At 45.6% G+C, this 26,590-nt stretch carries 33 protein-coding genes and 1 other annotated feature; all 33 genes read right to left on the minus strand.

Features of this window, described 5'->3' with window-relative positions:
- Positions 1-63: 63 nt before the first annotated feature.
- A complete protein-coding gene (secY, locus tag QP794_RS31340) occupies positions 64-1,362 on the minus strand; it encodes a preprotein translocase subunit SecY (protein ID WP_285080657.1) in 1,299 nt (432 codons plus the stop codon).
- Positions 1,362-1,802: a 50S ribosomal protein L15 gene (gene rplO / locus QP794_RS31345; RefSeq protein ID WP_024633572.1), complete on the minus strand. Its 441-nt coding sequence runs from the start codon at positions 1,800-1,802 to the stop codon at positions 1,362-1,364. The genes secY and rplO overlap by 1 nt, the downstream gene beginning before the upstream one ends.
- Before the next feature lie 43 nt (positions 1,803-1,845).
- A complete protein-coding gene (gene rpmD, locus QP794_RS31350; RefSeq protein ID WP_024633573.1) occupies positions 1,846-2,031 on the minus strand; it encodes a 50S ribosomal protein L30 in 186 nt (61 codons plus the stop codon).
- 12 nt (positions 2,032-2,043) lie between these two features.
- Positions 2,044-2,541 carry a 30S ribosomal protein S5 gene (rpsE, locus tag QP794_RS31355; protein ID WP_024633574.1) on the minus strand — a complete coding sequence of 166 codons (498 nt, stop codon included), beginning with the start codon at positions 2,539-2,541 and terminating at the stop codon, positions 2,044-2,046.
- A gap of 27 nt (positions 2,542-2,568) precedes the next feature.
- Positions 2,569-2,937 (minus strand): 50S ribosomal protein L18, encoded by a 369-nt coding sequence (rplR, locus tag QP794_RS31360; protein ID WP_024633575.1) that lies wholly within the window; start codon positions 2,935-2,937, stop codon positions 2,569-2,571.
- 117 nt (positions 2,938-3,054) lie between these two features.
- The gene (gene rplF, locus QP794_RS31365; RefSeq protein WP_024633576.1) at positions 3,055-3,597 is read right to left on the minus strand and encodes a 50S ribosomal protein L6; all 543 of its coding nucleotides are present in this window, start codon (positions 3,595-3,597) and stop codon (positions 3,055-3,057) included.
- A 30-nt stretch (positions 3,598-3,627) separates the two neighbouring features.
- Complete coding sequence (rpsH, locus tag QP794_RS31370; protein ID WP_017692088.1) at positions 3,628-4,026, minus strand: 30S ribosomal protein S8; 399 nt, start codon at positions 4,024-4,026, stop codon at positions 3,628-3,630.
- 32 nt (positions 4,027-4,058) lie between these two features.
- A complete protein-coding gene (locus QP794_RS31375) occupies positions 4,059-4,244 on the minus strand; it encodes a type Z 30S ribosomal protein S14 (RefSeq protein WP_013312154.1) in 186 nt (61 codons plus the stop codon).
- A gap of 73 nt (positions 4,245-4,317) precedes the next feature.
- A complete protein-coding gene (rplE, locus tag QP794_RS31380) occupies positions 4,318-4,860 on the minus strand; it encodes a 50S ribosomal protein L5 (RefSeq protein WP_024633577.1) in 543 nt (180 codons plus the stop codon).
- A gap of 32 nt (positions 4,861-4,892) precedes the next feature.
- Positions 4,893-5,246 (minus strand): 50S ribosomal protein L24, encoded by a 354-nt coding sequence (rplX, locus tag QP794_RS31385; RefSeq protein WP_024633578.1) that lies wholly within the window; start codon positions 5,244-5,246, stop codon positions 4,893-4,895.
- Positions 5,247-5,285: 39 nt separating this feature from the next.
- The gene (gene rplN / locus QP794_RS31390) at positions 5,286-5,654 is read right to left on the minus strand and encodes a 50S ribosomal protein L14 (RefSeq protein WP_024633579.1); all 369 of its coding nucleotides are present in this window, start codon (positions 5,652-5,654) and stop codon (positions 5,286-5,288) included.
- A 35-nt stretch (positions 5,655-5,689) separates the two neighbouring features.
- The gene (gene rpsQ, locus QP794_RS31395; RefSeq protein ID WP_024633580.1) at positions 5,690-5,956 is read right to left on the minus strand and encodes a 30S ribosomal protein S17; all 267 of its coding nucleotides are present in this window, start codon (positions 5,954-5,956) and stop codon (positions 5,690-5,692) included.
- A gap of 48 nt (positions 5,957-6,004) precedes the next feature.
- The gene (rpmC, locus tag QP794_RS31400) at positions 6,005-6,202 is read right to left on the minus strand and encodes a 50S ribosomal protein L29 (RefSeq protein ID WP_017692083.1); all 198 of its coding nucleotides are present in this window, start codon (positions 6,200-6,202) and stop codon (positions 6,005-6,007) included.
- Positions 6,192-6,626: a 50S ribosomal protein L16 gene (gene rplP / locus QP794_RS31405; RefSeq protein ID WP_024633581.1), complete on the minus strand. Its 435-nt coding sequence runs from the start codon at positions 6,624-6,626 to the stop codon at positions 6,192-6,194. The genes rpmC and rplP overlap by 11 nt, the downstream gene beginning before the upstream one ends.
- A 2-nt stretch (positions 6,627-6,628) precedes the next feature.
- Positions 6,629-7,294 (minus strand): 30S ribosomal protein S3, encoded by a 666-nt coding sequence (gene rpsC, locus QP794_RS31410; RefSeq protein WP_024633582.1) that lies wholly within the window; start codon positions 7,292-7,294, stop codon positions 6,629-6,631.
- 15 nt (positions 7,295-7,309) lie between these two features.
- A complete protein-coding gene (gene rplV, locus QP794_RS31415) occupies positions 7,310-7,642 on the minus strand; it encodes a 50S ribosomal protein L22 (protein ID WP_024633583.1) in 333 nt (110 codons plus the stop codon).
- Positions 7,643-7,677: 35 nt separating this feature from the next.
- Complete coding sequence (gene rpsS / locus QP794_RS31420; protein ID WP_024633584.1) at positions 7,678-7,956, minus strand: 30S ribosomal protein S19; 279 nt, start codon at positions 7,954-7,956, stop codon at positions 7,678-7,680.
- A 71-nt stretch (positions 7,957-8,027) separates the two neighbouring features.
- Complete coding sequence (gene rplB / locus QP794_RS31425; RefSeq protein ID WP_024633585.1) at positions 8,028-8,858, minus strand: 50S ribosomal protein L2; 831 nt, start codon at positions 8,856-8,858, stop codon at positions 8,028-8,030.
- Positions 8,859-8,888: 30 nt separating this feature from the next.
- Positions 8,889-9,179 carry a 50S ribosomal protein L23 gene (rplW, locus tag QP794_RS31430; RefSeq protein ID WP_024633586.1) on the minus strand — a complete coding sequence of 97 codons (291 nt, stop codon included), beginning with the start codon at positions 9,177-9,179 and terminating at the stop codon, positions 8,889-8,891.
- Positions 9,179-9,802, minus strand: a complete 624-nt coding sequence (rplD, locus tag QP794_RS31435; protein ID WP_017692076.1) for a 50S ribosomal protein L4 — start codon at positions 9,800-9,802, stop codon at positions 9,179-9,181. Before rplD ends, rplW begins: the two co-directional genes overlap by 1 nt.
- Positions 9,803-9,827: 25 nt before the next feature.
- Positions 9,828-10,451, minus strand: a complete 624-nt coding sequence (gene rplC, locus QP794_RS31440) for a 50S ribosomal protein L3 (protein WP_053779208.1) — start codon at positions 10,449-10,451, stop codon at positions 9,828-9,830.
- A gap of 46 nt (positions 10,452-10,497) precedes the next feature.
- Positions 10,498-10,806 carry a 30S ribosomal protein S10 gene (gene rpsJ / locus QP794_RS31445; RefSeq protein ID WP_017692074.1) on the minus strand — a complete coding sequence of 103 codons (309 nt, stop codon included), beginning with the start codon at positions 10,804-10,806 and terminating at the stop codon, positions 10,498-10,500.
- Between the two features lie 439 nt (positions 10,807-11,245).
- Positions 11,246-12,436 carry an elongation factor Tu gene (gene tuf, locus QP794_RS31450; protein ID WP_024633588.1) on the minus strand — a complete coding sequence of 397 codons (1,191 nt, stop codon included), beginning with the start codon at positions 12,434-12,436 and terminating at the stop codon, positions 11,246-11,248.
- Positions 12,437-12,533: 97 nt separating this feature from the next.
- Positions 12,534-14,612 carry an elongation factor G gene (gene fusA, locus QP794_RS31455; RefSeq protein WP_024633589.1) on the minus strand — a complete coding sequence of 693 codons (2,079 nt, stop codon included), beginning with the start codon at positions 14,610-14,612 and terminating at the stop codon, positions 12,534-12,536.
- Between the two features lie 47 nt (positions 14,613-14,659).
- Positions 14,660-15,130, minus strand: a complete 471-nt coding sequence (rpsG, locus tag QP794_RS31460; RefSeq protein ID WP_024633590.1) for a 30S ribosomal protein S7 — start codon at positions 15,128-15,130, stop codon at positions 14,660-14,662.
- Between the two features lie 87 nt (positions 15,131-15,217).
- Positions 15,218-15,640 carry a 30S ribosomal protein S12 gene (rpsL, locus tag QP794_RS31465; RefSeq protein WP_017692070.1) on the minus strand — a complete coding sequence of 141 codons (423 nt, stop codon included), beginning with the start codon at positions 15,638-15,640 and terminating at the stop codon, positions 15,218-15,220.
- A 152-nt stretch (positions 15,641-15,792) separates the two neighbouring features.
- Positions 15,793-16,041, minus strand: coding sequence for a ribosomal L7Ae/L30e/S12e/Gadd45 family protein (locus tag QP794_RS31470; RefSeq protein WP_024633591.1), 249 nt, complete (start codon positions 16,039-16,041; stop codon positions 15,793-15,795).
- Positions 16,042-16,256: 215 nt separating this feature from the next.
- Complete coding sequence (rpoC, locus tag QP794_RS31475) at positions 16,257-19,871, minus strand: DNA-directed RNA polymerase subunit beta' (protein WP_024633592.1); 3,615 nt, start codon at positions 19,869-19,871, stop codon at positions 16,257-16,259.
- A 112-nt stretch (positions 19,872-19,983) separates the two neighbouring features.
- Positions 19,984-23,529 carry a DNA-directed RNA polymerase subunit beta gene (gene rpoB, locus QP794_RS31480; protein ID WP_024633593.1) on the minus strand — a complete coding sequence of 1,182 codons (3,546 nt, stop codon included), beginning with the start codon at positions 23,527-23,529 and terminating at the stop codon, positions 19,984-19,986.
- Positions 23,530-23,921: 392 nt separating this feature from the next.
- Positions 23,922-24,539, minus strand: coding sequence for a class I SAM-dependent methyltransferase (locus tag QP794_RS31485; RefSeq protein ID WP_285080672.1), 618 nt, complete (start codon positions 24,537-24,539; stop codon positions 23,922-23,924).
- Between the two features lie 96 nt (positions 24,540-24,635).
- A complete protein-coding gene (gene rplL, locus QP794_RS31490; RefSeq protein ID WP_079348933.1) occupies positions 24,636-24,998 on the minus strand; it encodes a 50S ribosomal protein L7/L12 in 363 nt (120 codons plus the stop codon).
- A gap of 71 nt (positions 24,999-25,069) precedes the next feature.
- On the minus strand, positions 25,070-25,573 hold the full coding sequence (gene rplJ, locus QP794_RS31495) for a 50S ribosomal protein L10 (protein WP_079348932.1): 504 nt from the start codon (positions 25,571-25,573) through the stop codon (positions 25,070-25,072).
- Positions 25,574-25,596: 23 nt separating this feature from the next.
- Positions 25,597-25,745: a sequence feature (ribosomal protein L10 leader region), on the minus strand.
- Between the two features lie 67 nt (positions 25,746-25,812).
- Entirely contained in the window at positions 25,813-26,505 is a 693-nt protein-coding gene (rplA, locus tag QP794_RS31500; RefSeq protein WP_024633597.1) for a 50S ribosomal protein L1, read from the minus strand.
- Positions 26,506-26,590: the final 85 nt, after the last annotated feature.

Raw genomic sequence — 26,590 nt, forward strand, 5'->3', positions numbered from 1 at the left:
TACATCAACAAACAGCACAATAGGTGCCGGCAAGTAAATCTTAGCTTGACCGGTACCTATTGCCTATTTATTGATAAAACCTTTGTAGTGGCGTTTGATCAATTGGCTTTCGATTTGCTTCATCGTATCCAGCGCAACACCGATAACGATCAGGAGAGAAGTTCCTCCAATTTGCGCAGATTGAGGCAAACCAGAAAGTGCCCCCAAGATTACAGGCAGAACGGAAATTACTGCCAAGAAGATGGCACCTGCCGTTGTCAAACGAGTCATGACACGGGTCAGATATTTCTCGGTTGCTTTACCAGGACGAATGCCTGGGATGTAACCGCCGTTCTTTTTCATGTTGTCAGCCATCTGCTGTGGATTCATCTGTACAAAAGTATAGAAGAATGTGAATCCGAAAATCATCACTACATACAGTAACATACCTAGAGGTTTGTGAGTAGTGAGATTGGCTCCGATCCACTGTGCCCATGTACGATCAGCCCAGAAGTTTGCGATGATCGATGGGAACATCAACAGAGATGAAGCAAAGATGACAGGGATAACACCTGCTGCATTAATCTTCAGCGGGATATGTGTGTTCTGTCCACCGTACATTTTGTTACCTACGACACGTTTAGCGTACTGTACAGGAATTTTCCGAATCGCCTGCTGGATGTAAATGACACCTATGATAATCAGCACAATAACTATTGCGACGATTACCCCTTTAAGAATGTTCATGAACAGTTGATCAGCTTGGATGAAGTCGGATTCGATCGTTTGTTTGATAATATTAGGAACCGTTGATAGGATACCCGCAAAGATCAAAATCGAAATCCCGTTTCCTATGCCCTTCTCAGTGATCTGCTCACCAAGCCACATTAGGAATGAAGTACCGGCTGTAAGTACAATTGCGATCAAGATATAATCTGCAAATGTTGCGTTAGGCACCATTTCTGTATTGTACAAGCGATTGAATCCGATTGACGTACCAAACGCTTGAATCAATGCCAGACCTACCGTTAAATAACGGGTCAGTTGTGCAGATTTCTTCTTACCTTGTTCACCCTGCTTTGCCCACTCCGCTAGTTTAGGAATAACGTCCATGGAAAGCAGCTGCACTATGATAGACGCAGTGATGTAAGGCACGATCCCGAGCGCAAATATCGAGAACTGAAAGAGCGCTCCACCCGAGAACGTATTGAGAAGTCCAAAAACTTCTTTACCCGCAGAATTTGTCGCTTCGAAAACCTCTTTGTTAACCCCAGGTACTGGAACGAAGGATCCGATGCGGTAAATGATCAGTACAAAAAGGGTAAATAATACCCTTTTGCGCAGATCTTCAACCCGCCAGATATTCTTTAGGGTCTTGAACATTAAATCACCTCGGTTTTACCGCCGGCAGCTTCAATTTTCTCCACCGCAGATTGAGAAAACTTGTTAGCTTTAACAGTCAACTTCACAGTGACTTCACCGTTACCCAGAATTTTGATTCCGGATTTAGCGTTTTTAACTACGCCGTTCGTCATCAAGAATTCTGGAGTTACTTCAGTACCCTCAGCAAAACTGTTCAAGTCTTCAGTATTCACAACTGCGTATTCTTTGCGAGTTGGGTTTACGAAACCGCGTTTTGGCAAGCGACGATACAATGGATTTTGTCCACCTTCGAAGCCTGGACGAACACCACCGCCGGAACGAGAATTTTGTCCTTTGTGACCGCGACCTGATGTTTTACCAGTACCACTACTTGGACCGCGACCAAGACGTTTACGTTCTTTGCGGGATCCAGGAGATGGTGAAAGCTCATGTAACTTCATCGTTCGTTGCACCTCCTTAAAGATTTGTGGGATTAACCCTTTTTTAAACTTCTACTTCTTTAACAGCGACCAAGTGGCTTACTTTGTTAATCATACCACGAATGGCAGGATTGTCGTTTTGAACCACTTTGCTGTTGATTTTGCGCAAGCCCAATGTTTTCACAGTTGTTCTTTGCGTCTCCGGACGTCCGATCAAGCTGCGGACGAGGGTAATTTCTAATTTAGCCATGAGATTCCCTCCTTAACCCAGAAGCTCTTCGACGGATTTGCCGCGCAGTTTTGCCACGTCTTCAGCACGTTTCAAACGGGACAAACCTTCCAAAGTCGCATTGACCATGTTCATGGAATTCGAAGAACCCAGAGATTTTGTCAAAATGTCACCTACACCAGCAAGTTCGAGAACCGCACGTACAGGACCACCAGCGATAACACCAGTACCTTCAGATGCTGGTTTCAACAGAACGCGTCCTGCGCCGAACTTACCTGTTACCAAGTGAGGAATCGAAGTTCCTACGAGTGGAACGTGTACAAGGTTTTTCTTAGCGTCTTCAATACCTTTGCGAATTGCATCAGGTACTTCGCCCGCTTTACCGATACCAGCTCCAACCCAGCCGTTGCCGTCGCCGACTACAACCAGTGCGCTAAAGCTGAAACGGCGTCCGCCTTTTACTACTTTAGCTACGCGATTAATATTTACAACTCTTTCAGACAGTTCCAAAGTATTCGGATCTACACGCAAGTCGTTAACCTCCTTTTTAAAAATATCTTAAAACTCAAGTCCTGCTTCACGAGCCGCTGCAGCCAATGCTGCGATACGACCATGGTACAGATAACCGCTACGGTCAAATACGATGTTTGAAACGCCTTTGTCTTTCGCACGTTTAGCAACGAGTTCGCCAACTTTACGAGCAGATTCAACAGATGCGCCGTTTTGGATGTCGCCGCTCAATTCTTTGTCTACAGTAGACGCGGAAGCGATCGTAACACCAGCTACATCATCGATGATTTGAGCATACATATGTTTACCAGAACGGAATACGTTCAAACGAGGACGTGCTGCCGTTCCTTGGATTTTCTTACGAACACGCAGGTGTCTTTTCAGACGAGCCTTGTTTTTATCTTGTTTCGTAATCATCTCAGGGATTCACTCCTTTCAGGTTACCTCGCTGGCTTCAAACCAGAAGCCACGGGGTATATTAGAAACACAAGAAGCAAGCAAGCCGAAAACCGCGCAAAGGCGGCAAGAAAAATCTTATTTCTTCTTACCGGCTTTACCTTCCTTACGGATGATACGCTCGCCTTCATATTTAATACCTTTACCTTTGTACGGCTCAGGTTCACGAACGGAACGGATTTTAGCAGCGTAAGCACCTACACGCTCTTTATCGATTCCGCGAACGATGATTTTCGTGTTCGAAGGAACTTCGAACTCGATTCCCGCTTCCGGTGTAATTTCAACCGGGTGAGAGTAGCCAACGTTCAGAACGATTTTATCTCCGGATTTGCTTGCACGATATCCGACCCCAACCAGCTCCAGAGATTTTGCGAATCCTTCAGTAACACCACTCACCATGTTGTTTACAACGCTACGCGTTGTGCCGTGCAAAGAACGGTGAGTTTTGTTATCGGAAGGACGCACAACTGTAATTTCGTTGTTTTCAACCGTTACTTTCATGTCTTTATGAAGTTCACGAGTCAAAGATCCTTTAGGTCCTTTTACCGTAATAACGGTGTTGTCCAGTGTGATGTCCACACCACTTGGTACTGTAATTGGTTTGCGACCAATACGAGACATATGTTGCACCTCCTATCTTGTGACGTTATATTACCAAACGTAGCAGACGACTTCTCCGCCGGATTTCGATTGACGAGCTTCTTTGTCCGTCATGATACCTTTGGATGTCGAGATAATAGCGATACCCAGACCACCAAGTACACGAGGTACTTCGTTGCTTTTCGTGTAAACACGAAGACCAGGTTTACTGATTCTTTTCAGACCAGTAATAACACGCTCGTTATTTTGACCGTATTTCAGGAAAACACGGATAATCCCTTGTTTGTTATCGTCGATAACTTCAGCATCACGGATGAAACCTTCACGCTTCAGGATGTCGGCGATTTGTTTTTTCATTGTCGAAGCAGGCATTTCTACCGTTTCGTGACGAACTGTGTTCGCGTTACGAATACGAGTAAGCATATCTGCAATTGGATCAGACATAGTCATTGTGAGTTAACCTCCTTCCCGTTCAGGACTTTTTACCAGCTTGCTTTTTTCACGCCAGGGATCTGGCCTTTATAAGCTAATTCACGGAAGCAAATTCTGCAAATTTTGAACTTCTGCAGTACCGAATGTGGACGTCCGCAACGCTCACAGCGTGTATAAGCACGTACTTTAAACTTTGGTGTACGTTGTTGTTTAACTTTCATCGAAGTTTTTGCCACTTAGCCTGACACCTCCTAAATAATTTCGGAGAAAAGGGAGTCTTTCCAGACACCCGGAAACGTTATAGTAACATTATTTTACGAAAGGCATTCCCAGTTGCGTGAGCAATTCACGGGACTCTTCGTCTGTTTTCGCCGTTGTAACAATGACAATGTCCATACCGCGGACTTTGTCTACTTTATCATACTCGATCTCTGGGAAGATCAGTTGTTCTTTCAGACCCAGTGTATAGTTACCACGTCCGTCGAAAGCTTTGCTCGATACACCGCGGAAGTCGCGGACACGAGGAAGCGTAACGTTGAGCAATTTATCGAGGAAGAAGTACATGCGCTCGCCGCGCAATGTTACTTTCACACCGATAGGCATGTTCTCACGTAGTTTGAAACCTGCAATAGATTTTTTAGCACGAGTGATTACAGGTTTTTGACCTGCGATCAATTGCAAATCGTTTACTGCGGAATCCAACACTTTGGAGTTTTGGACAGCGTCGCCCACACCCATGTTGATAACGATTTTCTCGATTTTCGGCACTTGCATTACCGTTGTATAGTTAAACTTCTGCATCAAAGCAGGAGCAATTTCGTTCAGGTAACGTTCTTTCATTCTTGCTGCCATGAATCATAGACCTCCTTTCTCATTCGGTTCAATTAGTCGATAATTTCTCCGGAACGTTTAGCAACGCGCACTTTCTTTCCGTTATCCAACACTTTGTAACCTACACGGGTTACTTTTCCGCTCTTTGGATCGATGTGCATTACGTTGGAAACGTGAATCGGAGCTTCCTTCTCGATAATGCCGCCTTGCGGATTTTGCTGGTTAGGCTTCTGGTGTTTTTTAATCATGTTAACACCTTCCACAAGGACACGGTTCTCACGAGGATAAGCAGCGATGACACGGCCTTTTTTACCTTTGTCTTTACCGCTGATCACCATAACTGTATCTTCTTTTTTAACATGAAGTTTATTGTTATGGGATTCCAGAACTTTTTTCACTCTTGGCATTTCGTACACCTCCTGTTTCTAACATCACGAGATTAAGCTTTAGATAACTTCTGGGGCCAAGGAAACGATTTTCATGAAGTCTTTCTCGCGGAGTTCACGAGCAACAGGTCCGAAAATACGTGTTCCACGTGGGCTTCTGTCGTCTTTTACAACAACCGCTGCATTTTCATCAAAACCGATGTAGGAACCGTCTTTACGACGTACAGAACGTTTCGTACGAACGACAACCGCTCTAACTACATCACCTTTTTTGACAACGCCGCCTGGTGTTGCTTGTTTTACAGAACAAACGATCAGATCACCGATTTGAGCTGTACGACGTCCCGTACCGCCGAGTACGCGGATACACATCAGTTCCTTCGCACCGGAGTTGTCAGCCACAGTCAAACGTGTAAATGGTTGAATCATTTAGTATTCCTCCTTTCAGCTATGCTGCTGATGCATTAGATGATAATCGCTTTTTCTACGACTTCAGTAAGTCTCCAGCGTTTATCTTTCGAAAGCGGACGAGTCTCCATGATTTTCACCGTGTCACCGATTTTCGCAGTGTTTTCTTCGTCATGCGCTTTGAATTTTTTAGTAACCTTGATACGTTTATGGTACAAGTCGTGTTTTTTGTAAGTTTCTACAGCAACAACGATCGTTTTATCCATTTTATCACTGACTACTTTACCTGTTTGCACTTTACGTGCGTTACGTTCTTCGCTCATTGTTGGCCTCCTTCCTGATTACGGACGGATTAGACATCCGATCCCTAATTAACCGATTCCCAATTCTCTTTCACGGATAATGGTTTTAGCACGAGCTATTTCTTTCCGCACATCACGGATTCGAGTCGGGTTATCCAGCTGACCGGTAGCGAGTTGAAAGCGGAGGTTAAAGAGTTCTTCTTTAAATCCGGCAATCTTTTGCTCGATTTCAGCAGAGGTTAGGTTGCGAAATTCACTAGCTTTCATTTGCTTCACCACCCAATTCTTCACGTTTCACAAACTTCGTTTTGATTGGCAGTTTGTGAGCGGCAAGACGCATTGCTTCGCGTGCAACATCCTCCGGTACACCAGCAAGTTCAAACATGATCTTACCTGGTTTCACAACTGCAACCCATTTTTCTACGTTACCTTTACCGCTACCCATCCGAACCTCGAGAGGCTTTTGAGTGATTGGTTTGTCTGGGAAAATTTTGATCCAAACTTTACCACCACGTTTGATGTAACGAGTCATCGCAATACGAGCCGCTTCGATTTGACGGTTCGTAATCCAAGCCGGTTCCGTAGCTTGCAGACCATACTCGCCAAAGTTCAGCGTAGTTCCGCCTTTAGCTTGGCCCTTCATATGTCCACGTTGTTGCTTACGGTGTTTTACACGTTTTGGTACCAACATGATTAGTTGCCTCCTTCCTTAGCAGCCTGTTTCTTAGCCGTAGGAAGAACCTCTCCACGATAGATCCATACTTTTACGCCGATACGGCCGTAAGTAGTATGAGCCTCTGCTGTACCGTAGTCGATGTCGGCACGAAGCGTGTGCAGTGGAACAGTTCCTTCGCTGTAGCCTTCCGAACGTGCGATCTCAGCTCCGCCAAGACGTCCGCCCACTTGAGTTTTAATACCTTTTGCACCAGAGCGCATTGTTCTTTGAATAGCTTGTTTCAGAGCACGACGGAAAGAAACACGACGTTCCAATTGTTGTGCAATGCTTTCAGCTACCAGGATCGCGTCCAGGTCTTGGTTCTTAATTTCAGAAATGTTGATGTGTACTTTTTTACCGCCTGCGATTTTCGTAATTTGATTACGAAGATTTTCAACTTCCGAACCACCCTTACCGATAACCATACCTGGTTTCGCAGTGTGAATCGTTACGTTTACGCGGTTAGCCGCTCTCTCGATTTCAACACGAGACATAGCGGAGTCTTTCAATTTATTTTTCAGGAATTCACGAATTTTCACGTCTTCCATCAAAAGATCGCCGAAGTCTTTACCTGCATACCACTTAGATTCCCAGTCACGGATAATTCCGACACGGAGTCCGACTGGATTTACCTTTTGGCCCACACATTTCCCCTCCTTCTACTTTTCAGATACCACCAAAGTGATGTGGCTAGTACGTTTGTTAATACGACTTGCACGTCCCATTGCACGAGGGCGGAAACGTTTCATTGTCGGTCCTTGGTTCACGTAAGCTTGCGAAATGACCAAGTTATTAACATCCAAAGAATAGTTATGTTCCGCATTTGCAATCGCGGAGTTAAGCAACTTCTCAACAATCGGAGAAGCGGATTTCGGAGTGTGACGGAGAATGGCAACCGCCTCACCTACTTGCTTGCCGCGAATCAAGTCAACAACGAGTTGAACTTTACGAGGAGCAATCCGGATAAACTTAGCATGTGCTTTTGCTTCCATTGTGTAACCTCCTCTCAAACATTAAAGATGTTCATTTATCTTCTTGTTTTCTTATCATCATCAGTATGGCCTTTGTACGTACGGGTTGGAGCGAACTCACCCAGTTTGTGTCCGACCATGTCCTCAGTTACGTATACTGGTACGTGTTTACGACCGTCATATACGCCAAATGTGTGTCCGATGAATTGCGGGAAAATTGTAGAACGACGGGACCAGGTTTTAATAACGAGTTTCTTACCGGATGCTTCCATCTCTTCTACTTTTTTCAGCATGTAGCCATCAATGAATGGCCCTTTTTTCAAACTGCGACCCATGTGGAGATCCTCCCTTCAAACGTAGCTATTATGCATCCGCAGATGCCTCACGAAGTTATGCACAGTGTGTATTACTTCGTGCGGCGGCGAATGATGTATTTATCAGAAGCTTTATTTTTCTTACGCGTTTTGTAACCAAGAGTAGGTTTACCCCATGGTGACATTGGCGATTTACGTCCGATTGGAGCACGACCTTCACCACCACCGTGTGGGTGATCGTTAGGGTTCATTACTACACCACGAACTTCAGGACGTTTACCCAACCAACGGCTACGACCGGCTTTACCGATTTTGATAAGCTCGTGGTCTTGGTTACCAACAGATCCAATTGTTGCGCGGCAAACTTTCAAAATACGACGAACTTCTCCGGAAGAGAGACGAACGGAAACGTATTTTTCTTCTTTACCAAGCAATTGAGCTTCTGTACCAGCAGCACGAACCAATTGTCCGCCTTTACCTGGTTTCAACTCGATGTTGTGGATAACAGTACCTACTGGAATATTTTCGAGTGGCAATGCGTTTCCGATTTTGATGTCTGATTCAGGTCCGGAGAATACTTGATCTCCAACTTTCAAACCTTTAGGAGCGATGATATAACGTTTTTCACCATCAGCATAGTGAATCAGAGCGATGTTAGATGTACGGTTCGGGTCATACTCAATCGTAGCAACGCGGCCCGGTATTCCATCTTTAGTGCGTTTGAAGTCAATGATACGGTATTTACGTTTGTGTCCACCACCATGGTGACGAACTGTAATTTTACCTTGGTTGTTGCGGCCTGCTTGTTTGCTCAATGGGGCCAACAACGATTTCTCCGGCTGATCTGTGGTGATTTCCTCAAATGTAGAAACGGACATGTTCCGTCTTGCCGGGGAAGTTGGTTTATACTTTTTGATTGGCACTGGGTTTCCCTCCTTACTTCAAAAATTCAATTATACAGTTTCAAAGAACTCAAGCGTTTTGCTGTCTTGTGTCAGCGTTACAAACGCTTTTTTCCATTCGCTAGTATATCCGGAATAACGTCCGTACCGTTTAGGCTTAGCTGGAACACGAAGCGTGTTCACGTTTTTCACTTTTACGTTGAAAATAGCTTCCACGGCTTTCTTGATCTCGGTTTTGTTTGCACGGATATCGACTTCAAATACATATTTCAAGTCATTCATCATGTCAGCAGTACGTTCCGTAATAATCGGACGTTTTACAATATCACGAGGATCCTTCATTACGCGAGCACCTCCTCTACCTTCTGAACTGCTTCTTTCGTAATGATCAGTTTGTCGTGCGAAAGCACGTCAAGAACATTAATGCCGTCAGCAGCTACGAATTTCACGCCTGGAATATTCCGTGCGGAAAGAGCTACATTATCATCATAGCTAGGAGCTACGATCAAAGCCTTACGTCCCACTTTGAGGTTACTCAAGATGGCTGCGAATTCTTTAGTTTTAGGCGTGCTCAACGTGAGAGCGTCCAAAACGATAATGTCATTGTCAAGCACTTTGGATGAAAGGGCTGATTTGATCGCCAAACGGCGAACTTTCTTAGGCAGTTTATACGCATAGCTCCGTGGTGTTGGACCAAATACGATACCGCCGCCTTTCCACTGTGGTGAACGAATTGAACCTTGACGAGCGCGACCTGTACCTTTTTGTTTCCAAGGCTTACGTCCACCGCCACGTACTTCAGAACGTCCTTTTACTTTGTGGGTACCTTGACGAAGGGAAGCGCGCTGCATAAGAACTGCATCGTACAGAACGTGTTGGTTCGGCTCAATTCCGAAAACCGCATCGTTCAATTCAACTTCGCCTACTTGGCTACCATCTACATTGTAAACTGATACTTTTGGCATTTTGTGTTCCTCCTTTCTTCAGTGGTTATTTTTTCACCGTTTCTTTAACTTTAATGAGACTGTTTTTCGGTCCAGGAATGGAACCTTTCACGAGCAACACGTTACGCTCAGCGTCTACTTTAACTACTTCAAGACGTTGGATTGTAACAGTATCATGTCCCATGTGTCCTGGCAGGCGTTTGCCTTTAGGAACGCGGTTAGCTTGGATCGAACCCATTGAACCCGGGCCACGGTGGTAACGCGAACCGTGTGACATAGGTCCAGTGCTTTGTCCCCAACGTTTGATAACGCCGGCAAAACCTTTACCTTTAGAAACACCCGTTACGTCAACGAATTCGCCTTCAGCGAAAATGTCAGCTTTCAGTTCTTGGCCAACTTCATATTCTGCGATGTTGATACCGCGAACTTCACGAACGTAGCGCTTAGGGGCAGTGTTCGCTTTTTTAGCGTGACCTGCTTCTGGCTTGTTAGCATTTTTCTCTTTCTTATCGGAGTAACCGATTTGAATTGCTTCGTAGCCATCGTTCTCAATGTCTTTCTTTTGCAAAACAACACAAGGGCCTGCTTCGATAACCGTTACTGGAACGACGTTACCTTCAGGAGTAAATACTTGAGTCATTCCGAGTTTTTTTCCTAAGATTGCTTTCATGTTGACACCTCTTTTCCTTTATACATGGTCTTTGTTGTAGCTTATATTACAATTTAATTTCGATATCTACACCGGACGGCAGATCCAAGCGCATCAAGGCATCCACAGTTTGTGGAGTCGGGTTAACGATGTCGATCAAACGTTTATGTGTACGTTGTTCGAATTGTTCCCGAGAATCCTTGTACTTGTGCACCGCACGAAGAATAGTAATGATTTGTTTTTCAGTAGGAAGCGGAATCGGACCGGATACACCAGCACCCGAACGTTTTGCTGTTTCAACAATTTTCTCCGCGGATTGATCAAGAATTCTGTGGTCGTAAGCTTTCAAACGAATACGAATTTTTTGCTTTGCCATTTTAGTCCCTCCTTCTATCGCCCAATTTTTTATCGGACATACTCCGTGAAAATTTTCTAGCCACTGTCCCATGGCAAAGGGGCCGGGTGTGCCAGTAACCTCTCACATCATCGCAACGTCACAGAACAACATTCATTATTATATAGAAAAGATGGGCGTATTGCAAGCATATTTAAGAAAAACATTTAAACTAATCTTTTCGAGTGAAATGAATTTGTTTAATATGCTGTTTTCCTACTCTATACTAGCTGCCTTAACCAATCTTTCTTTACAATTCCGAATGAAAGTTTAAACCTGATGACGCAGGTTCCGAATCATTTACATAATAAAAGAGTTCTCTATCCGATGTCGGATAAAGAACTCTTCCGAAGCTTCGTTACAATACAATGTTACTCGTTCTAGTACACTGTTGCATATGCTTACTCAGCGTTAAGCTGAATTATTTTTGGATGCTTGCTACGGAACCGGCACCTACTGTACGTCCGCCTTCACGAATGGAGAACTTAGTTCCTTCTTCAATCGCGATTGGGGAGATCAAGGAAACAGTAACAGTGATGTTATCACCAGGCATTACCATTTCAGTACCTTCAGGCAAGTTAATGATGCCTGTTACGTCAGTTGTACGGAAGTAGAACTGTGGACGGTAACCAGTGAAGAATGGTTTGTGACGTCCGCCCTCTTCTTTAGTCAGAACGTAGATTTGAGCTGTGAATTCTGTGTGAGGCTTAACAGAACCCGGTTTTGCCAAAACTTGTCCACGCTCGATTTGAGTACGATCAACACCACGCAGCAATGCGCCGATGTTGTCACCCGCTTGAGCGGAATCCAGCAATTTACGGAACATCTCAACGCCCGTAACTACGGATTTTTTAGTTTCTTCAGTAATACCAACGATTTCGATCTCTTCGCCGACTTTAACAGTACCACGCTCTACACGACCTGTAGCAACAGTACCACGACCAGTGATGGAGAATACGTCCTCGACAGGCATCAAGAAAGGTTTGTCAGTTTGACGCTCAGGCAGTGGGATGTACGTATCGATTTCTTTGAACATCTCAACGATTTTTTGAGCCCACTCACCATCAGGGTTTTGCAGAGCTTCACGAGCGGATCCACGAGTGATTGGAGTATCATCACCTGGGAACTCATATTCGTTAAGAAGGTCGCGAACTTCCATCTCAACCAATTCCAACAACTCTTCGTCTTCAACCATATCACATTTGTTCAAGAATACAACAATGTAAGGTACGCCTACTTGACGGGAGAGCAGGATGTGCTCGCGAGTTTGTGGCATTGGGCCATCAGCTGCGGATACTACCAAGATAGCTCCGTCCATTTGTGCCGCGCCAGTGATCATGTTTTTAACATAGTCGGCGTGACCTGGGCAGTCTACGTGAGCGTAGTGACGAGTATCAGTTTCGTACTCAACGTGTGATGTAGAAATTGTGATACCACGTTCGCGCTCTTCTGGAGCTTTATCGATTTGATCGAATGCGATTGCTGCACCACCGTAAGTTTTGGACAATACAGTTGTGATTGCAGCAGTCAGAGTTGTTTTACCATGGTCAACGTGACCGATAGTACCAATGTTAACGTGGGGTTTATTACGTTCGTATTTAGCCTTTGCCATTTGAACGTGGCCTCCTTAAAATTATAATTTTATGTTTTCACTAAATGAAGTGCAAAGAATACATGACTCTTATGCACTTTCATCCAATGAGAGAAAACTACTCGGTTCCTTTTGTTTTAGCAACAATCTCTTCAGCGATGCTCTTAGGAACTTCTTCATAGTGAGAGAGCTCCATGGAGAATACGCCGCGTCCTTGAGTACCGGAACGAAGAGTTGTAGAGTATCCGAACATTTCAGACAAAGGTACTTTAGCACGGATGATTTGGGCTCCACTACGGGAATCCATACCTTCGATGCGGCCACGACGGGAGTTAAGCATACCCATAACGTCACCCATATACTCTTCTGGAACGGTTACTTCTACTTTCATGATTGGCTCAAGCAGAACCGGCTTACATTTGTCTTTCGCAGCTTTCAGCGCCATCGATCCGGCAATTTTAAATGCCATCTCGTTGGAATCGACATCATGGTAAGATCCGTCTACGATTGTAGCCTTAACGTCAACAAGCGGGAAGCCTGCAATAACGCCGTTTTTCATTTGCTCTTCGATACCTGCAAGAGCTGGTTGAATGTATTCTCTTGGAACAGAACCACCGACAACCTTACTTTCGAACTGGCTGCCTGTACCCGCCTCGAGAGGTTCGAACTCAACCCATACGTGACCGTATTGACCACGACCACCGGATTGACGAACGAATTTACCTTCAACGCGCGCTGGTGCACGGAATGTTTCACGGTAAGCTACTTGTGGTTTACCCACAGTAGTTTCAACCTTGAACTCACGACGCATACGGTCGATGATGATATCAAGGTGAAGCTCACCCATACCTGCCAAGATTGTTTGGCCTGTTTCTTCGTCAGTATGAGCACGAAGAGTTGGATCCTCTTCTGTCAACTTACCGAGAGCAACACCCATTTTATCTTGGTCAGCTTTGGTTTTAGGTTCAACGGCGATTTCGATAACCGGATCAGGGAAGTTCATTGACTCCAGGATAACCGGATTTTTCTCATCACACAGTGTATCACCTGTACCCGTATCTTTCAAACCTACGGCAGCTGCAATGTCACCGGAGTAAACTTCAGTGATCTCTTGACGGCTGTTAGCATGCATTTGAAGGATACGACCGATACGCTCACGTTTGTTTTTAGTTGCGTTCAATACGTAAGATCCGGATTGAAGAACACCGGAGTATACGCGGAAGAATGTCAATTTACCAACGTAAGGGTCAGTCATGATTTTGAAGGCCAATGCGGAGAAAGGCTCTTCATCGGATGACTTACGAATTGCTTCAGTTCCATCTTCAAGATGACCCGTGATAGATGGAACATCTGTTGGAGCCGGCAAGTAGTCGATAACAGCATCCAACATCAGTTGAACACCTTTGTTACGATACGAGGATCCACAGATAACCGGGAAGATCTTAACATCAACTACACCTTTACGGAGGGCAGCTTTGATCTCATCAATAGTGATTTCTTCGCCTTCCAGGTATTTCATTGTCAAATCTTCGTCGAGTTCAGCAACACGCTCAACCAATTCGTTACGGAGTTCTGCAACTTGATCAGCAAATTCCGCAGGAATTTCAGTTTCTTCGATATCTTGTCCCAGGTCATCTTTGTACATATGAGCCTTTTGTGCAACGATATCAATGATACCTTTGAAATCATTTTCAGCACCGATCGGAAGTTGGATCGCAACTGCGTTCGCTTGAAGGCGATCACGCATGTCAGATACAACGTTCAGGAAGTCAGCACCTATGATATCCATTTTGTTTACATAAGCGATACGAGGTACGCCGTACTTGTCAGCCTGTCTCCATACGGTTTCGGACTGAGGCTCAACGCCTTCTTTCGCACTGAATACACCAACTGCTCCGTCCAATACACGAAGGGAACGTTCAACTTCAACAGTGAAGTCAACGTGTCCCGGGGTATCAATGATGTTAACGCGGTGGCCTTTCCAAGCAGCGGTAGTCGCAGCGGAAGTAATCGTAATTCCGCGCTCCTGTTCCTGTTCCATCCAGTCCATTGTCGCAGCGCCTTCGTGTACTTCACCGATTTTGTGCGTACGTCCTGTGTAGAACAAGATCCGCTCAGTTGTCGTGGTTTTACCCGCATCAATATGAGCCATGATCCCGATATTACGTGTATTTTTCAAGGAGAACTCTCTTGCCATGAAATGGGTCTCCCTTCAAAATTGAAGTTATTATTGTGAACCGAATCCTACCAACGGTAGTGAGCAAACGCTTTGTTCGCTTCAGCCATTTTGTGCGTATCTTCACGTTTTTTAACGGAAGCGCCTGTGTTGTTGGAAGCGTCGATGATCTCAGCCGCCAAACGCTCTTCCATTGTTTTCTCACCGCGGTTGCGGGAGTAGTTCACGAGCCAACGTAATCCCAAAGCAGTACGTCTCTCTGGTTTTACCTCGATTGGTACTTGGTAGTTGGCACCGCCGACACGGCGAGCTTTAACTTCCAGGACTGGCATGATATTCTTGATTGCTGCTTCAAATACTTCCATCGGGTCATTACCCGTACGTTCTTGAATCAACTTAAACGCATTATACAGAATGCTTTGAGCAACACCGCGTTTTCCGTCGAGCATGATGCGGTTGATCAAACGAGTAACCAGCTTGCTGCTGTATACCGGATCTGGCAACACGTCTCTTTTCGTAACTGGACCTTTGCGTGGCATGGATATCCCCCTTTCTTTCTTCATGAGCACATCCTACACCTCCTGGGATTAACCCAGAAGATATTCAGGACTGCTACTTATAATATTTTAGGCTTTTTTAGCTTTTGGACGTTTAGCACCGTATTTCGAACGAGCTTGCATACGGTTGTTCACGCCTGCAGTATCAAGAGCTCCGCGAACGATGTGATAACGAACCCCTGCAAGGTCTTTAACTTTACCTCCACGGATCAACACAACACTGTGCTCTTGAAGGTTATGTCCGATACCCGGGATATAAGCAGTTACCTCGAGACGGTTCGTCAAACGAACACGGGCATACTTACGAAGTGCAGAGTTTGGTTTACGTGGAGTCATTGTACCTACACGAGTGCAGACACCACGTTTTTGTGGGGCACTGATGTTAGTTGATTCACGTTTCAAAGCATTGAACCCTTTTTGCAAAGCTGGTGATTTGGACTTTTCAACTTTAGCTTGACGTCCTTTACGTACCAGTTGGTTAATAGTTGGCATGTGATTGCCACCCCCTTCCTCAATTGTTCATGTTTCTTTATAAACCTCTTATGCTAAGTCCACAGACCCAGGCGGTTCATAAAAAGACAAATGAAAAGTTTTTGCCTTGGAGAATCCCTAAAAGTTCTCGGACAAAAACGTTCCTTACCGTATCATTTTACGACAGCAGCCATTGCTGCTCCTACTCCAATCCCGCAAGCTTTGCCGAGATTTTTCATTGTGTCCACTTTCGTGCACTTCACATTGTGTTGTTCACACAAGGCAATGATTTTGGAAGTAAGCTGCGGATCACAATCTTCAGCCACATAAACTTCAGAAGCCATACCTGTCTGAACCATCCGCGTGGTCTGTTTGGTACCTATTTTGACATGAGCATCTTGCAGACCTTTTTCATTAGACATTGTTCATTCCTCCGAATAGGACCAAATACAATCAGCTACTCACGCACCTTTGATATATTAGCATCTAGCGCAAGCAATGTCAATGCTAATCCTAAAACATTTTATTTAAAGTTTTGCCACACCGGGAAACATCCTTCTGTACGAAACAGCAGTCGTCTCCCGGCGTACAAAACTCTAGTTCAACCTTATGATAAGGATGAATCTAGTTAAATATCTTAATCAACCGAAACTGGTTCAAGTTCTTCTACTGAAGATTGACCATCTTCCGGCTCAGCAAATTTGATGCTGCGGTAACGGTGCATACCTGTACCTGCAGGAATCAATTTACCGATAATTACATTCTCTTTCAGACCGAGCAACTGATCGACTTTACCTTTGATCGCTGCATCTGTCAGTACACGTGTAGTCTCTTGGAACGAAGCCGCCGAGAGGAAGGAGTCTGTTTCCAGGGATGCTTTCGTAATACCGAGCAAGATTGGTTTCGCAACCGCAGGCTCTTTATCACTCAGAATCGCTGTCTTGTTAGCTCTTTCGTACTCATGCGTATCCACGAACGATCCTGGCAACAACGTAGTGTCCCCTGCATCGACGATACGGATTTTACGCAACATTTGACGGATCATAACTTCAACGTGTTTGTCATTGATTTCTACGCCTTGGTTACGGTATACGCGTTGTACTTCCTGCAAAATGTAGTTCTGCACGCCACGTACGCCTTTAATGCGCAGCATTTCTTTTGGATCGATAGAACCATCTGTCAACTCGTCGCCTGCTTCAATTTCCATGCCTTCGCTAACGCGTACACGGGAACCGTAGGTAACAGAGTAAACTTTGGATTCTGCTTCACCTTGAATTTCAATTTCGCGACGATCTTTCGCTTCGCGAATTTCTTTAACAACACCGTCGATTTCACTGATTGTTGCTTGACCCTTAGGATTACGAGCCTCAAACAACTCCTGGATACGCGGCAAACCTTGCGTAATATCGTCTCCGGCTACACCACCGGTGTGGAATGTACGCATTGTCAGCTGTGTTCCTGGCTCACCAATGGATTGTGCTGCAATAATACCAACTGCTTCACCGATCTCCACGTGTTTACCAGTCGCCAAGTTGCGACCATAACACTTCTTGCAGACACCGTGACGGGCACGGCAGCTAAGTACGGAGCGGATTTGCAGTTTGGTTACGCCAGCTTTGATGATTGCTTCAGCTTTATCAGAGTCAATCAGCTCATTGCGGTGTGCAATAATTTCTTTTGTTTCCGGATGACGAACAGTCTCGAAGCAGTATCTGCCTTCAATACGGTCGTAGAGATCCTCAATAACCTCTTTACCATCCTGGATACGGCTTACCGTAAAGCCTTTATCAGTACCACAATCGTCTTCACGCACGATCACGTCTTGTGCCACGTCTACGAGACGACGAGTCAGGTAACCTGAATCCGCTGTACGCAGGGCCGTATCAGCCAAACCTTTACGGGCACCGTGAGTCGAGATAAAGTACTCGAGTACCGTCAGACCTTCACGGAAGTTCGATTTGATTGGGAGTTCAATGATTCGACCAGACGGGTTGGCCATCAGACCACGCATACCGCCCAATTGGGTAATTTGCGATTTGTTACCCCGTGCTTTAGAGTCAACCATCATCATGATGGAGTTGTAACGATCCATCGATTTCATCAGAATCTCGGTGATATCATCTTTCGATTTCGACCAGATATCAATGATGCGGTCATAGCGCTCCTCGTTCGTAATCAGACCACGACGGTACTGGTTCGTAACGATTTGTGCTTTTTCCTCAGACTGTCTAAGGATTTCAAATTTCTCAGGTGGAACGATAACATCCGACACCGCTACAGTGATACCCGCACGAGTGGAGTATGTGAATCCGAGTTGTTTGATTTTATCCAAAATAACGGCAGTTTCCGTTGTGTGATAAATTTCAAAACAACGCGCGATGATAGAACCGAGATATTCTTTACCGACACCACCAGCCAAAGGAGCATTCATGATCGCTTCTCTAAGGTCAGCACCCTTCTCATAAACAAATGAATGCTCTGCAGTACCTTGGTAAAGGTTCGCACGAGTTGCATCATTGATGTAAGGGAAGCTTGCCGGGAAGATCTCATTAAAGATGATTTTGCCGATGGTAGTCAGCAGCATTGCATCTTGTTGCTCTTCGGTAAAGATTGTTTTGCCAAGCGCTCTAACCGGGATGGCTACACGTGCATGCAATCCTGCAGTACCACGTTGGTACGCGGACACAGCTTCGTTAACCGTACGCAAGATCATACCTGTTCCCTTTTCTTCCTTGTTGTCCATGGTCAGGTAGTAAGAACCAAGCACCATATCCTGGGAAGGGGTAACAACCGGTTTACCGTCTTTCGGGTTCAAAATGTTACCTGATGCAAGCATCAAAATACGTGCTTCCGCTTGAGCTTCAGCGGACAATGGAACGTGCACGGCCATTTGGTCACCGTCAAAGTCGGCATTGTATGCCGTACATACGAGCGGGTGAAGACGAATTGCTTTACCTTCAACGAGAATCGGTTCAAATGCTTGAATACCGAGACGGTGAAGCGTAGGGGCACGGTTCAGAAGAACCGGGTGCTCCTTGATGACTTCTTCAAGAACATCCCATACTTCAGGACTTACGCGCTCAACTTTACGTTTAGCGCTCTTGATGTTGTGGGCAAGCCCTTTATTTACAAGTTCTTTCATAACGAAAGGCTTGAACAGTTCAAGTGCCATATCTTTAGGCAGACCACACTGATACATTTTCAGGTAAGGTCCAACTACGATAACGGAACGACCAGAATAGTCAACCCGTTTACCGAGCAAGTTCTGACGGAAACGTCCTTGTTTACCTTTCAGCATGTGGCTGAGAGATTTCAATGGACGGTTACCAGGACCCGTTACAGGGCGTCCACGACGGCCGTTGTCGATTAATGCGTCAACAGCTTCCTGCAGCATCCGTTTTTCATTTTGCACGATAATGTCTGGCGCGCCCAAATCAAGCAAACGTTTCAGACGGTTGTTCCGGTTAATTACACGGCGATACAGGTCATTCAGGTCAGACGTTGCAAAACGTCCACCATCCAGCTGTACCATCGGACGAAGTTCCGGCGGGATAACAGGAAGTACATCCATGATCATCCATTCAGGTTTATTACCCGAGTTGCGGAATGCTTCAATTACTTCCAAACGTTTGATAGCACGGTTACGACGTTGTCCTTGAGCAGTGCGGAGCTCTTCCTTAAGGAATTCAAGCTCTTTGTCTATATCAAGGTCTTGAAGCAATTTTTTAACGGCTTCTGCGCCCATACCAGCCTGGAACCCATATCCGTATTTCTCACGGTAGCTGCGGTATTCTTTCTCGGACAACAGCTGTTTTTTCTCCAGTGGAGTTTCTCCTGGATCAGTTACTACATATGATGCAAAATAAATAATCTCCTCGAGAGATCTTGGAGACATATCCAAAGCGAGACCCATGCGGCTCGGAATACCTTTGAAGTACCAGATATGCGATACCGGAGCAGCGAGCTCAATATGGCCCATCCGTTCGCGGCGTACTTTCGCACGTGTGACTTCAACGCCACAGCGATCACAGACAACGCCTTTATAACGGACGCGTTTGTATTTACCGCAATGACATTCCCAGTCTTTTGTAGGGCCAAAAATCTTTTCGCAGAACAGCCCTTCTTTTTCCGGTTTCAACGTACGATAGTTGATCGTTTCCGGTTTTTTCACTTCTCCGCGGGACCAAGAACGAATTTTTTCTGGGGAAGCAAGCCCGATCTTCATGTATTCGAAATTGTTGACGTCCAACAAGGAGCAACCCTCCTTAACCAAGTCCTGTATTCTAGGTTACGCCCCCTCCGGCCGAAGCCGGAGCAAGACGCGAGCCTGATGAAAAGCGCCGGTCATCATGCGCCCGAAGCGGTTACTCCGCTCCGACCTCTGTACCCTCAAGGTTGAGGCTGAGCTTATCGCTCGCAGCGTCATCTTCATCGTCCATTTCTTTCATTTCAATCTCTTGCTCATCTTCGCTCAAAATCTTAACGTCCATACCCAAGCTTTGCAGCTCTTTGATCAATACTTTGAATGACTCAGGAACACCTGGTTCCGGAACATTCTCGCCTTTGACGATGGACTCATATGTTTTCACCCGACCTACAACGTCATCGGACTTAACAGTCAAGATTTCTTGCAGTGTATAGGCCGCACCATAAGCCTCAAGCGCCCATACTTCCATCTCCCCGAAACGTTGTCCACCGAATTGGGCTTTACCACCCAGAGGCTGTTGCGTAACGAGTGAGTAAGGACCTGTGGAACGAGCATGGATTTTATCGTCAACCATGTGCGCCAGCTTGATCATGTGCATGACGCCAACAGTAACTTCACGTTCGAACTCTTCTCCCGTACGACCGTCGTACAGAACGGTTTTACCATTCCGCTGCATACCTGCTTCTTCCATGGTATCGAAGACGTCATACTCCTTCGCTCCGTCGAATACAGGAGTAGCAACGTGAATACCGAGCTGCATGGCTGCCATACCCAAGTGAACTTCAAGCACTTGACCGATGTTCATCCGGGAAGGTACGCCCAGCGGGTTAAGAACGATTTGAACTGGTGTACCGTCTGGCAGGAAAGGCATATCTTCTTCCGGCAGGATACGGGCCACGACCCCTTTGTTACCGTGACGTCCGGCCATTTTATCACCCTCGGAAATTTTCCGTTTTTGAGCAATATAGACACGAACGAGCTGGTTAACACCTGGAGGCAGTTCATCACCATTTTCACGGGTGAAGACTTTTACATCGACTACGATACCGTCAGTACCGTGAGGTACACGCAAGGAAGTATCACGTACTTCACGTGCTTTCTCACCAAAGATCGCATGCAGGAGACGCTCTTCTGCAGTCAGTTCTGTTACACCTTTTGGTGTTACTTTACCAACCAGAATGTCACCAGCACTGATTTCTGCACCGATACGGATAATACCGCGCTCATCCAGATTACGCAGCGCTTCTTCCCCAACGTTAGGGATGTCACGCGTGATCTCTTCAGGACCGAGCTTAGTATCACGTGCTTCAGACTCATACTCCTCGATATGGATCGATGTGTAGACATCTTCTTTCACGAGTTTTTCGCTGAGCAGGATCGCATCCTCGTAGTTGTAACCTTCCCAAGTCATGAAAGCAACAACGACGTTACGTCCCAGTGCCAATTCACCCATTTCCGTCGAAGGACCGTCTGCAAGGATGTCGCCAGCTTTGACAACAGCACCTCTTTTGACAATCGGACGTTGGTTAATGCATGTTCCTTGGTTCGAACGCATAAATTTGTGTAATTTATATTTAACGATATCGCCTTTGACTTCTTGACCATCAACTTCTTCAATACGACGCAACCAAATTTCATTCGCAGAAGAACGTTCAATAATCCCGTCATATTTGGAGACAATACATACACCGGAATCTTTCGCGGCTTTATGTTCCATACCTGTTCCGACAAGCGGTGCTTTTGGAATCAAGAGTGGAACGGCCTGCCGCTGCATGTTTGATCCCATGAGCGCACGGTTGGAGTCATCGTTCTCAAGGAACGGAATGAGCGCCGTAGCGACGGATACAACTTGTTTAGGAGATACGTCCATGTAGTCAACGCGTTCACTCGGCATCGTAAGGATGTTATCCGACTGCTTGTTGTAACGTACAATGATCGCTTCTTCTTCGAATGTACTATCTTCATTCAGCTTCGCATTCGCTTGAGCGATTACATAGTTGTCCTCTTCGTCTGCTGTCAGGTAATCGATTTGCTCGGTTACGACACCAGTCTTCGGATCTACCCAGCGATAAGGAGCTTCAATGAAACCATATTCGTTCACACGGGCAAATGTCGACAATGAGTTGATCAAACCAATGTTTGGTCCCTCTGGTGTCTCGATCGGACACATCCGGCCATAGTGGGATGGATGCACGTCACGGACTTCCATGCCGGCACGCTCACGCGTCAAACCACCTGGTCCGAGAGCGGACAGACGGCGTTTATGCGTCAACTCACCCAATGGGTTCGTTTGATCCATAAACTGTGACAATTGGGAGCTACCGAAGAACTCTTTAATGGATGCGATAACAGGACGTATGTTAATCAAAGCCTGAGGCGTGATTACGTTAGCATCCTGAATGGACATTCTCTCACGAACTACACGTTCCATACGGGATAAACCGATACGGAATTGGTTTTGCAAGAGTTCACCAACCGAGCGAAGACGACGGTTACCCAGGTGATCGATATCATCTGTGCTTCCGATGCCATGCAAAAGGTTAATGAAGTAACTGATAGAGGAAATGATATCAGCTGGTGTAACGTTCTTCACTGATTTATCAATGTTAGCATTGGCAATCAGTTTAACGACCTTACCATCCTCAATCGGTGAAAACACATCAATCGTTTGCATCGGGATATCATTGGCATCCAAAACGCCGTTAGCCACATGATATGTGCGGAAACCAACGCTTTTCTCCAGCTGCGGCATGATCTCATCCAACAGACGACGGTCTATCATTTGACCTGCTTCGGCAATGATTTCACCGGTTTCGGTATCCACAAGAGACTCAGCCAAACGTTGGTTGAACAAACGGTTCTTGATGTGCAGCTTTTTGTTGATTTTGTAACGACCCACATTAGCAAGGTCATAACGTTTTGGATCAAAGAAACGAGCGACGAGCAAGCTTTTCGCATTATCAAGCGTTGGCGGCTCGCCCGGACGAAGACGCTCATAAATCTCAATCAGCGCTTTCTCCGTAGAATCCGTATTGTCTTTGTCCAGCGTGTTGCGGATATATTCGTCATTACCGAGCAGATCCAGAATCTCAGCGTCTGTGCCAAAACCAAGTGCACGCAGGAGAACCGTCACCGGTATTTTACGTGTGCGGTCGATCCGGACGTAAACAACATCCTTCGCGTCCATCTCCAGTTCGAGCCAAGCGCCGCGGTTAGGAATAACTGTAGCGGTATACGTTTTTTTGGCGTTTTTATCTACTTTGGTACTGAAGTAAACGCTAGGAGAGCGAACCAACTGGCTGACAATAACCCGTTCCGCACCATTAATAATAAATGTGCCGGTGTCGGTCATCAGCGGGAAATCTCCCATGAATACTTCCTGCTCTTTGACTTCGCCGGTTTCCTTATTAATGAGCCGGACTTTGACCCGAAGCGGTGCTGCATAAGTAACGTCGCGCTCTTTCGCGTCATCTACTGTATACTTCGGTTCACCGAGACTGTAGTCGATAAATTCCAAAATCAAGTTACCTGTAAAATCCTGGATCGGCGAGATATCCTGGAACATTTCGCGCAACCCTTCCTCCAAAAACCAATCGTAAGATTTTTGTTGGATTTCAATCAGGTTCGGAACTTCGAGTATCTCGTTAATTCGTGCATAACTGCGCCGAGTGCGTCGACCATATTGAACAAGATGTCCTGCCAACTTAAACTCACCCCTCAATGTCTACTCACTTTAAAAATTTCGTTGCGAACCTCTGTTTGTAACCTTATAATGGTACACATACAGAGCAAAGCAATGCATCCACAAATAAAGAAAAGCCCTTACTCGAATGTCGTTCGAAAAAAGAGCAACTTTTATCGGCGGATGTCTTTCCAAAACATACTTATCCCCAGTTTGCCCAAAATGTACATATTATACGCCAAACGTTGGCATAATAAGCCCGTTCGGCGTAAAAAAGGTTGACATTTTTAGTTAGCTAAAGCCAAATAGGGCATCTTAATACTGACATTTTACAATAATACCACGACCTGAATTTCAAGTCAATAGTCCTATTGCAAAAAAAATGCTCCCCTGCTTACTTTACAAATCAGGATTTAGCCTAAAGGCGCCTCTTCCAATTTTACCGCTTTGAAAATTCGGTAGCCTTTATCCTTCGTTACTTCCTCCACTCGTCCAAAGAGAGATTCCAGCTTCGCTTTTGCCGAAGGTGCTCCCTGCTTTTTCTGAATGACAATCCATAACGCTCCGCCCACCTTCAAATGACGATACGCCTGTTCAAAGATCAAATGCACGGTTTCCTTACCCGCACGGATCGGAGGATTCGTCAGAATCGCGTCATAGTCTTCCTTTTCAACTTCAGCCAGAAGATTGCTTTGCATAACCGTTACATTCGTTATACCATTCGCTTTTGCATTTTCCTTGGAAAGCTCAACGGCTCTCTCATTGATATCGATCATGGTGACATGTCCATCCGGTACAAGTTTAGCTGCTGTAAGACCAATTGGTCCATACCCGCAACCCACATCCAGTACATGAGCTCCAGCAGGCAACTCTATAGCATCAATCAGCACTCTGCTGCCGTAATCGATTCCGTTTTTGGAAAATACCCCTGCATCCGTAACGAGTCGTAATTTCCATCCGCGTAGCTCCGCTTCTGTAGCCCGTCTGTCATGTGCCACCTGCGGTTTGTCCGAATAATAATGATTGGACATGTCCTCACTCACTTTCCATTTACAATTACAGCAACAAACCCCTTGATATAAGTCAAGGGGTTTGTTGTTTTGTTCATTTAGCTAATGAAAGCCAAATTATTTAACTTCGATTGTAGCGCCTGCTTCTTCAAGCTTAGCTTTAACCGTTTCTGCTTCTTCTTTGCTAACTTTTTCTTTCAACGCTTTTGGAGCGTTGTCAACTACTTCTTTTGCTTCTTTCAGGCCAAGACCTGTGATTTCGCGAACTGCTTTGATAACGTTGATTTTGGAAGCACCAGCGCTAGTCAAGATTACGTCGAACTCGGATTGCTCAGCTTCAGCTGCAGCAGCTCCGCCACCTGCAACAGCTACTGGAGCTGCAGCAGTTACGCCGAATTCTTCTTCGATTGCTTTAACGAGATCATTCAGTTCCAGTACAGTCATGCCTTTGATTGCTTCCAAGATTTGCTCTTTACTCATGATTGAACCTCCATATATAATATTATTTTTTTGTATTTCATCACTGCTAAGCAGCGTTCAGATCAAGTTGCTTACGCGCCTTGTTCTTCTTTTTCAGCAACAGCTTTAACCGCAAGCGCGAAGTTGCGCACTGGCGCTTGAAGCACGCTGAGGAGCATGGAGAGGAGACCTTCGCGGGATGGCAATTCTGCCAATGCTTTGACTTCTTCTACTCCAATTACGCGACCTTCTACGACTGCACCTTTCAATTCCAGTGCATCGTTCTTTTTCGCGAAGTCGTTCAGAATTTTGGCTGGAGCCACTACGTCGTCTACGCTGAATGCAATTGCACTAGGACCTGACAGTACTTCGTTAAGTTCTGTCAGTTCTGCTGCAGCTGCTGCGCGGCGAAGCAACGAGTTTTTCAGCACTTGGAATTCGATTCCGGCTTCACGAAGCTGCTTACGCAGCTCAGTTACTTGGGCAACGTTCAAACCGCGATAGTCAACAACAACGCTAGTAACGCTCTCGCGCAATTTTGCTGTTACTGCATCAACGGATTCTTGTTTTGCTTGAATCACTTTTGCGTTTGCCAAACTGTACACCTCCTGATCAAATTTATCCCATTAAGAAAAGCCTCCGTAGAATCACGAAGGCTTGATATATACTCATAACCGATTTGCATCGTTCTAAGTTCTATAATCACACCTCGGCAGGAAATTAAGCCAAAATGGCACCTACTGTCTACGGTAAGCATATTCAAATGTCAACGGTCAGTCACTCGGACTCACAACTTTTATAGATTATCAGAACAGGACAAGCCTGTCAAGTGATATTATCTAAAAGAAGCTGCGTTCACGCGTGCTCCAGGGCCCATCGTGGAAGAAAGACTTACATTCTTCAGATAAACACCTTTTGCTGCCGCCGGTTTAGCACGAGTCAAAGCATCCATGAGAGCTTTAAGGTTCTCATTCAGTTGCTCTGCAGAGAAAGAAGCTTTACCGATCGGTGCATGAATTTGACCTGCACGATCCAGACGATATTCGATTTTACCGGCTTTGATTTCTTGAACAGCCTTGGATACATCGAAAGTTACCGTTCCGGCTTTAGGGTTAGGCATCAGACCTTTACCGCCGAGCAGTCGGCCCAATTTACCTACTTCACTCATCATGTCCGGTGTCGCTACGCAGACGTCGAATTCGAACCAGCCTTGTTGGATTTTGTTGATCATGTCTGCATCACCAACATAGTCCGCGCCAGCCGCTTCCGCTTCTTTCGCTTTGTCACCTTTTGCAAATACCAATACGCGTTGTGTTTTACCTGTGCCGTGTGGCAAGACAACAACACCACGTACTGCCTGGTCTTGTTTACGTGGGTCAACGCCCAAGCGTACTGCTGCTTCGATCGTTTCATCGAATTTTGCAGTGGCTGCCTTTTTCACAAGCTCTACAGCTTCTGAAGGCTCGTAAGTTGCTTCGCTGTCAATCAGCTTGGCAGCTTCCAGGTATTTTTTACCGTGTTTAGCCATGTTATATTCCTCCTTTGTGGTGTTAGCGGATATACCTCCCACATCAACCGGCCGCGAATCGGCCGGCTTTACGAAGCCATGTTTC

The organism is Paenibacillus sp. UMB7766-LJ446, from assembly GCF_030226665.1.
In the GTDB taxonomy this organism is placed as follows: Bacteria; Bacillota; Bacilli; order Paenibacillales; family Paenibacillaceae; genus Paenibacillus; species Paenibacillus vandeheii.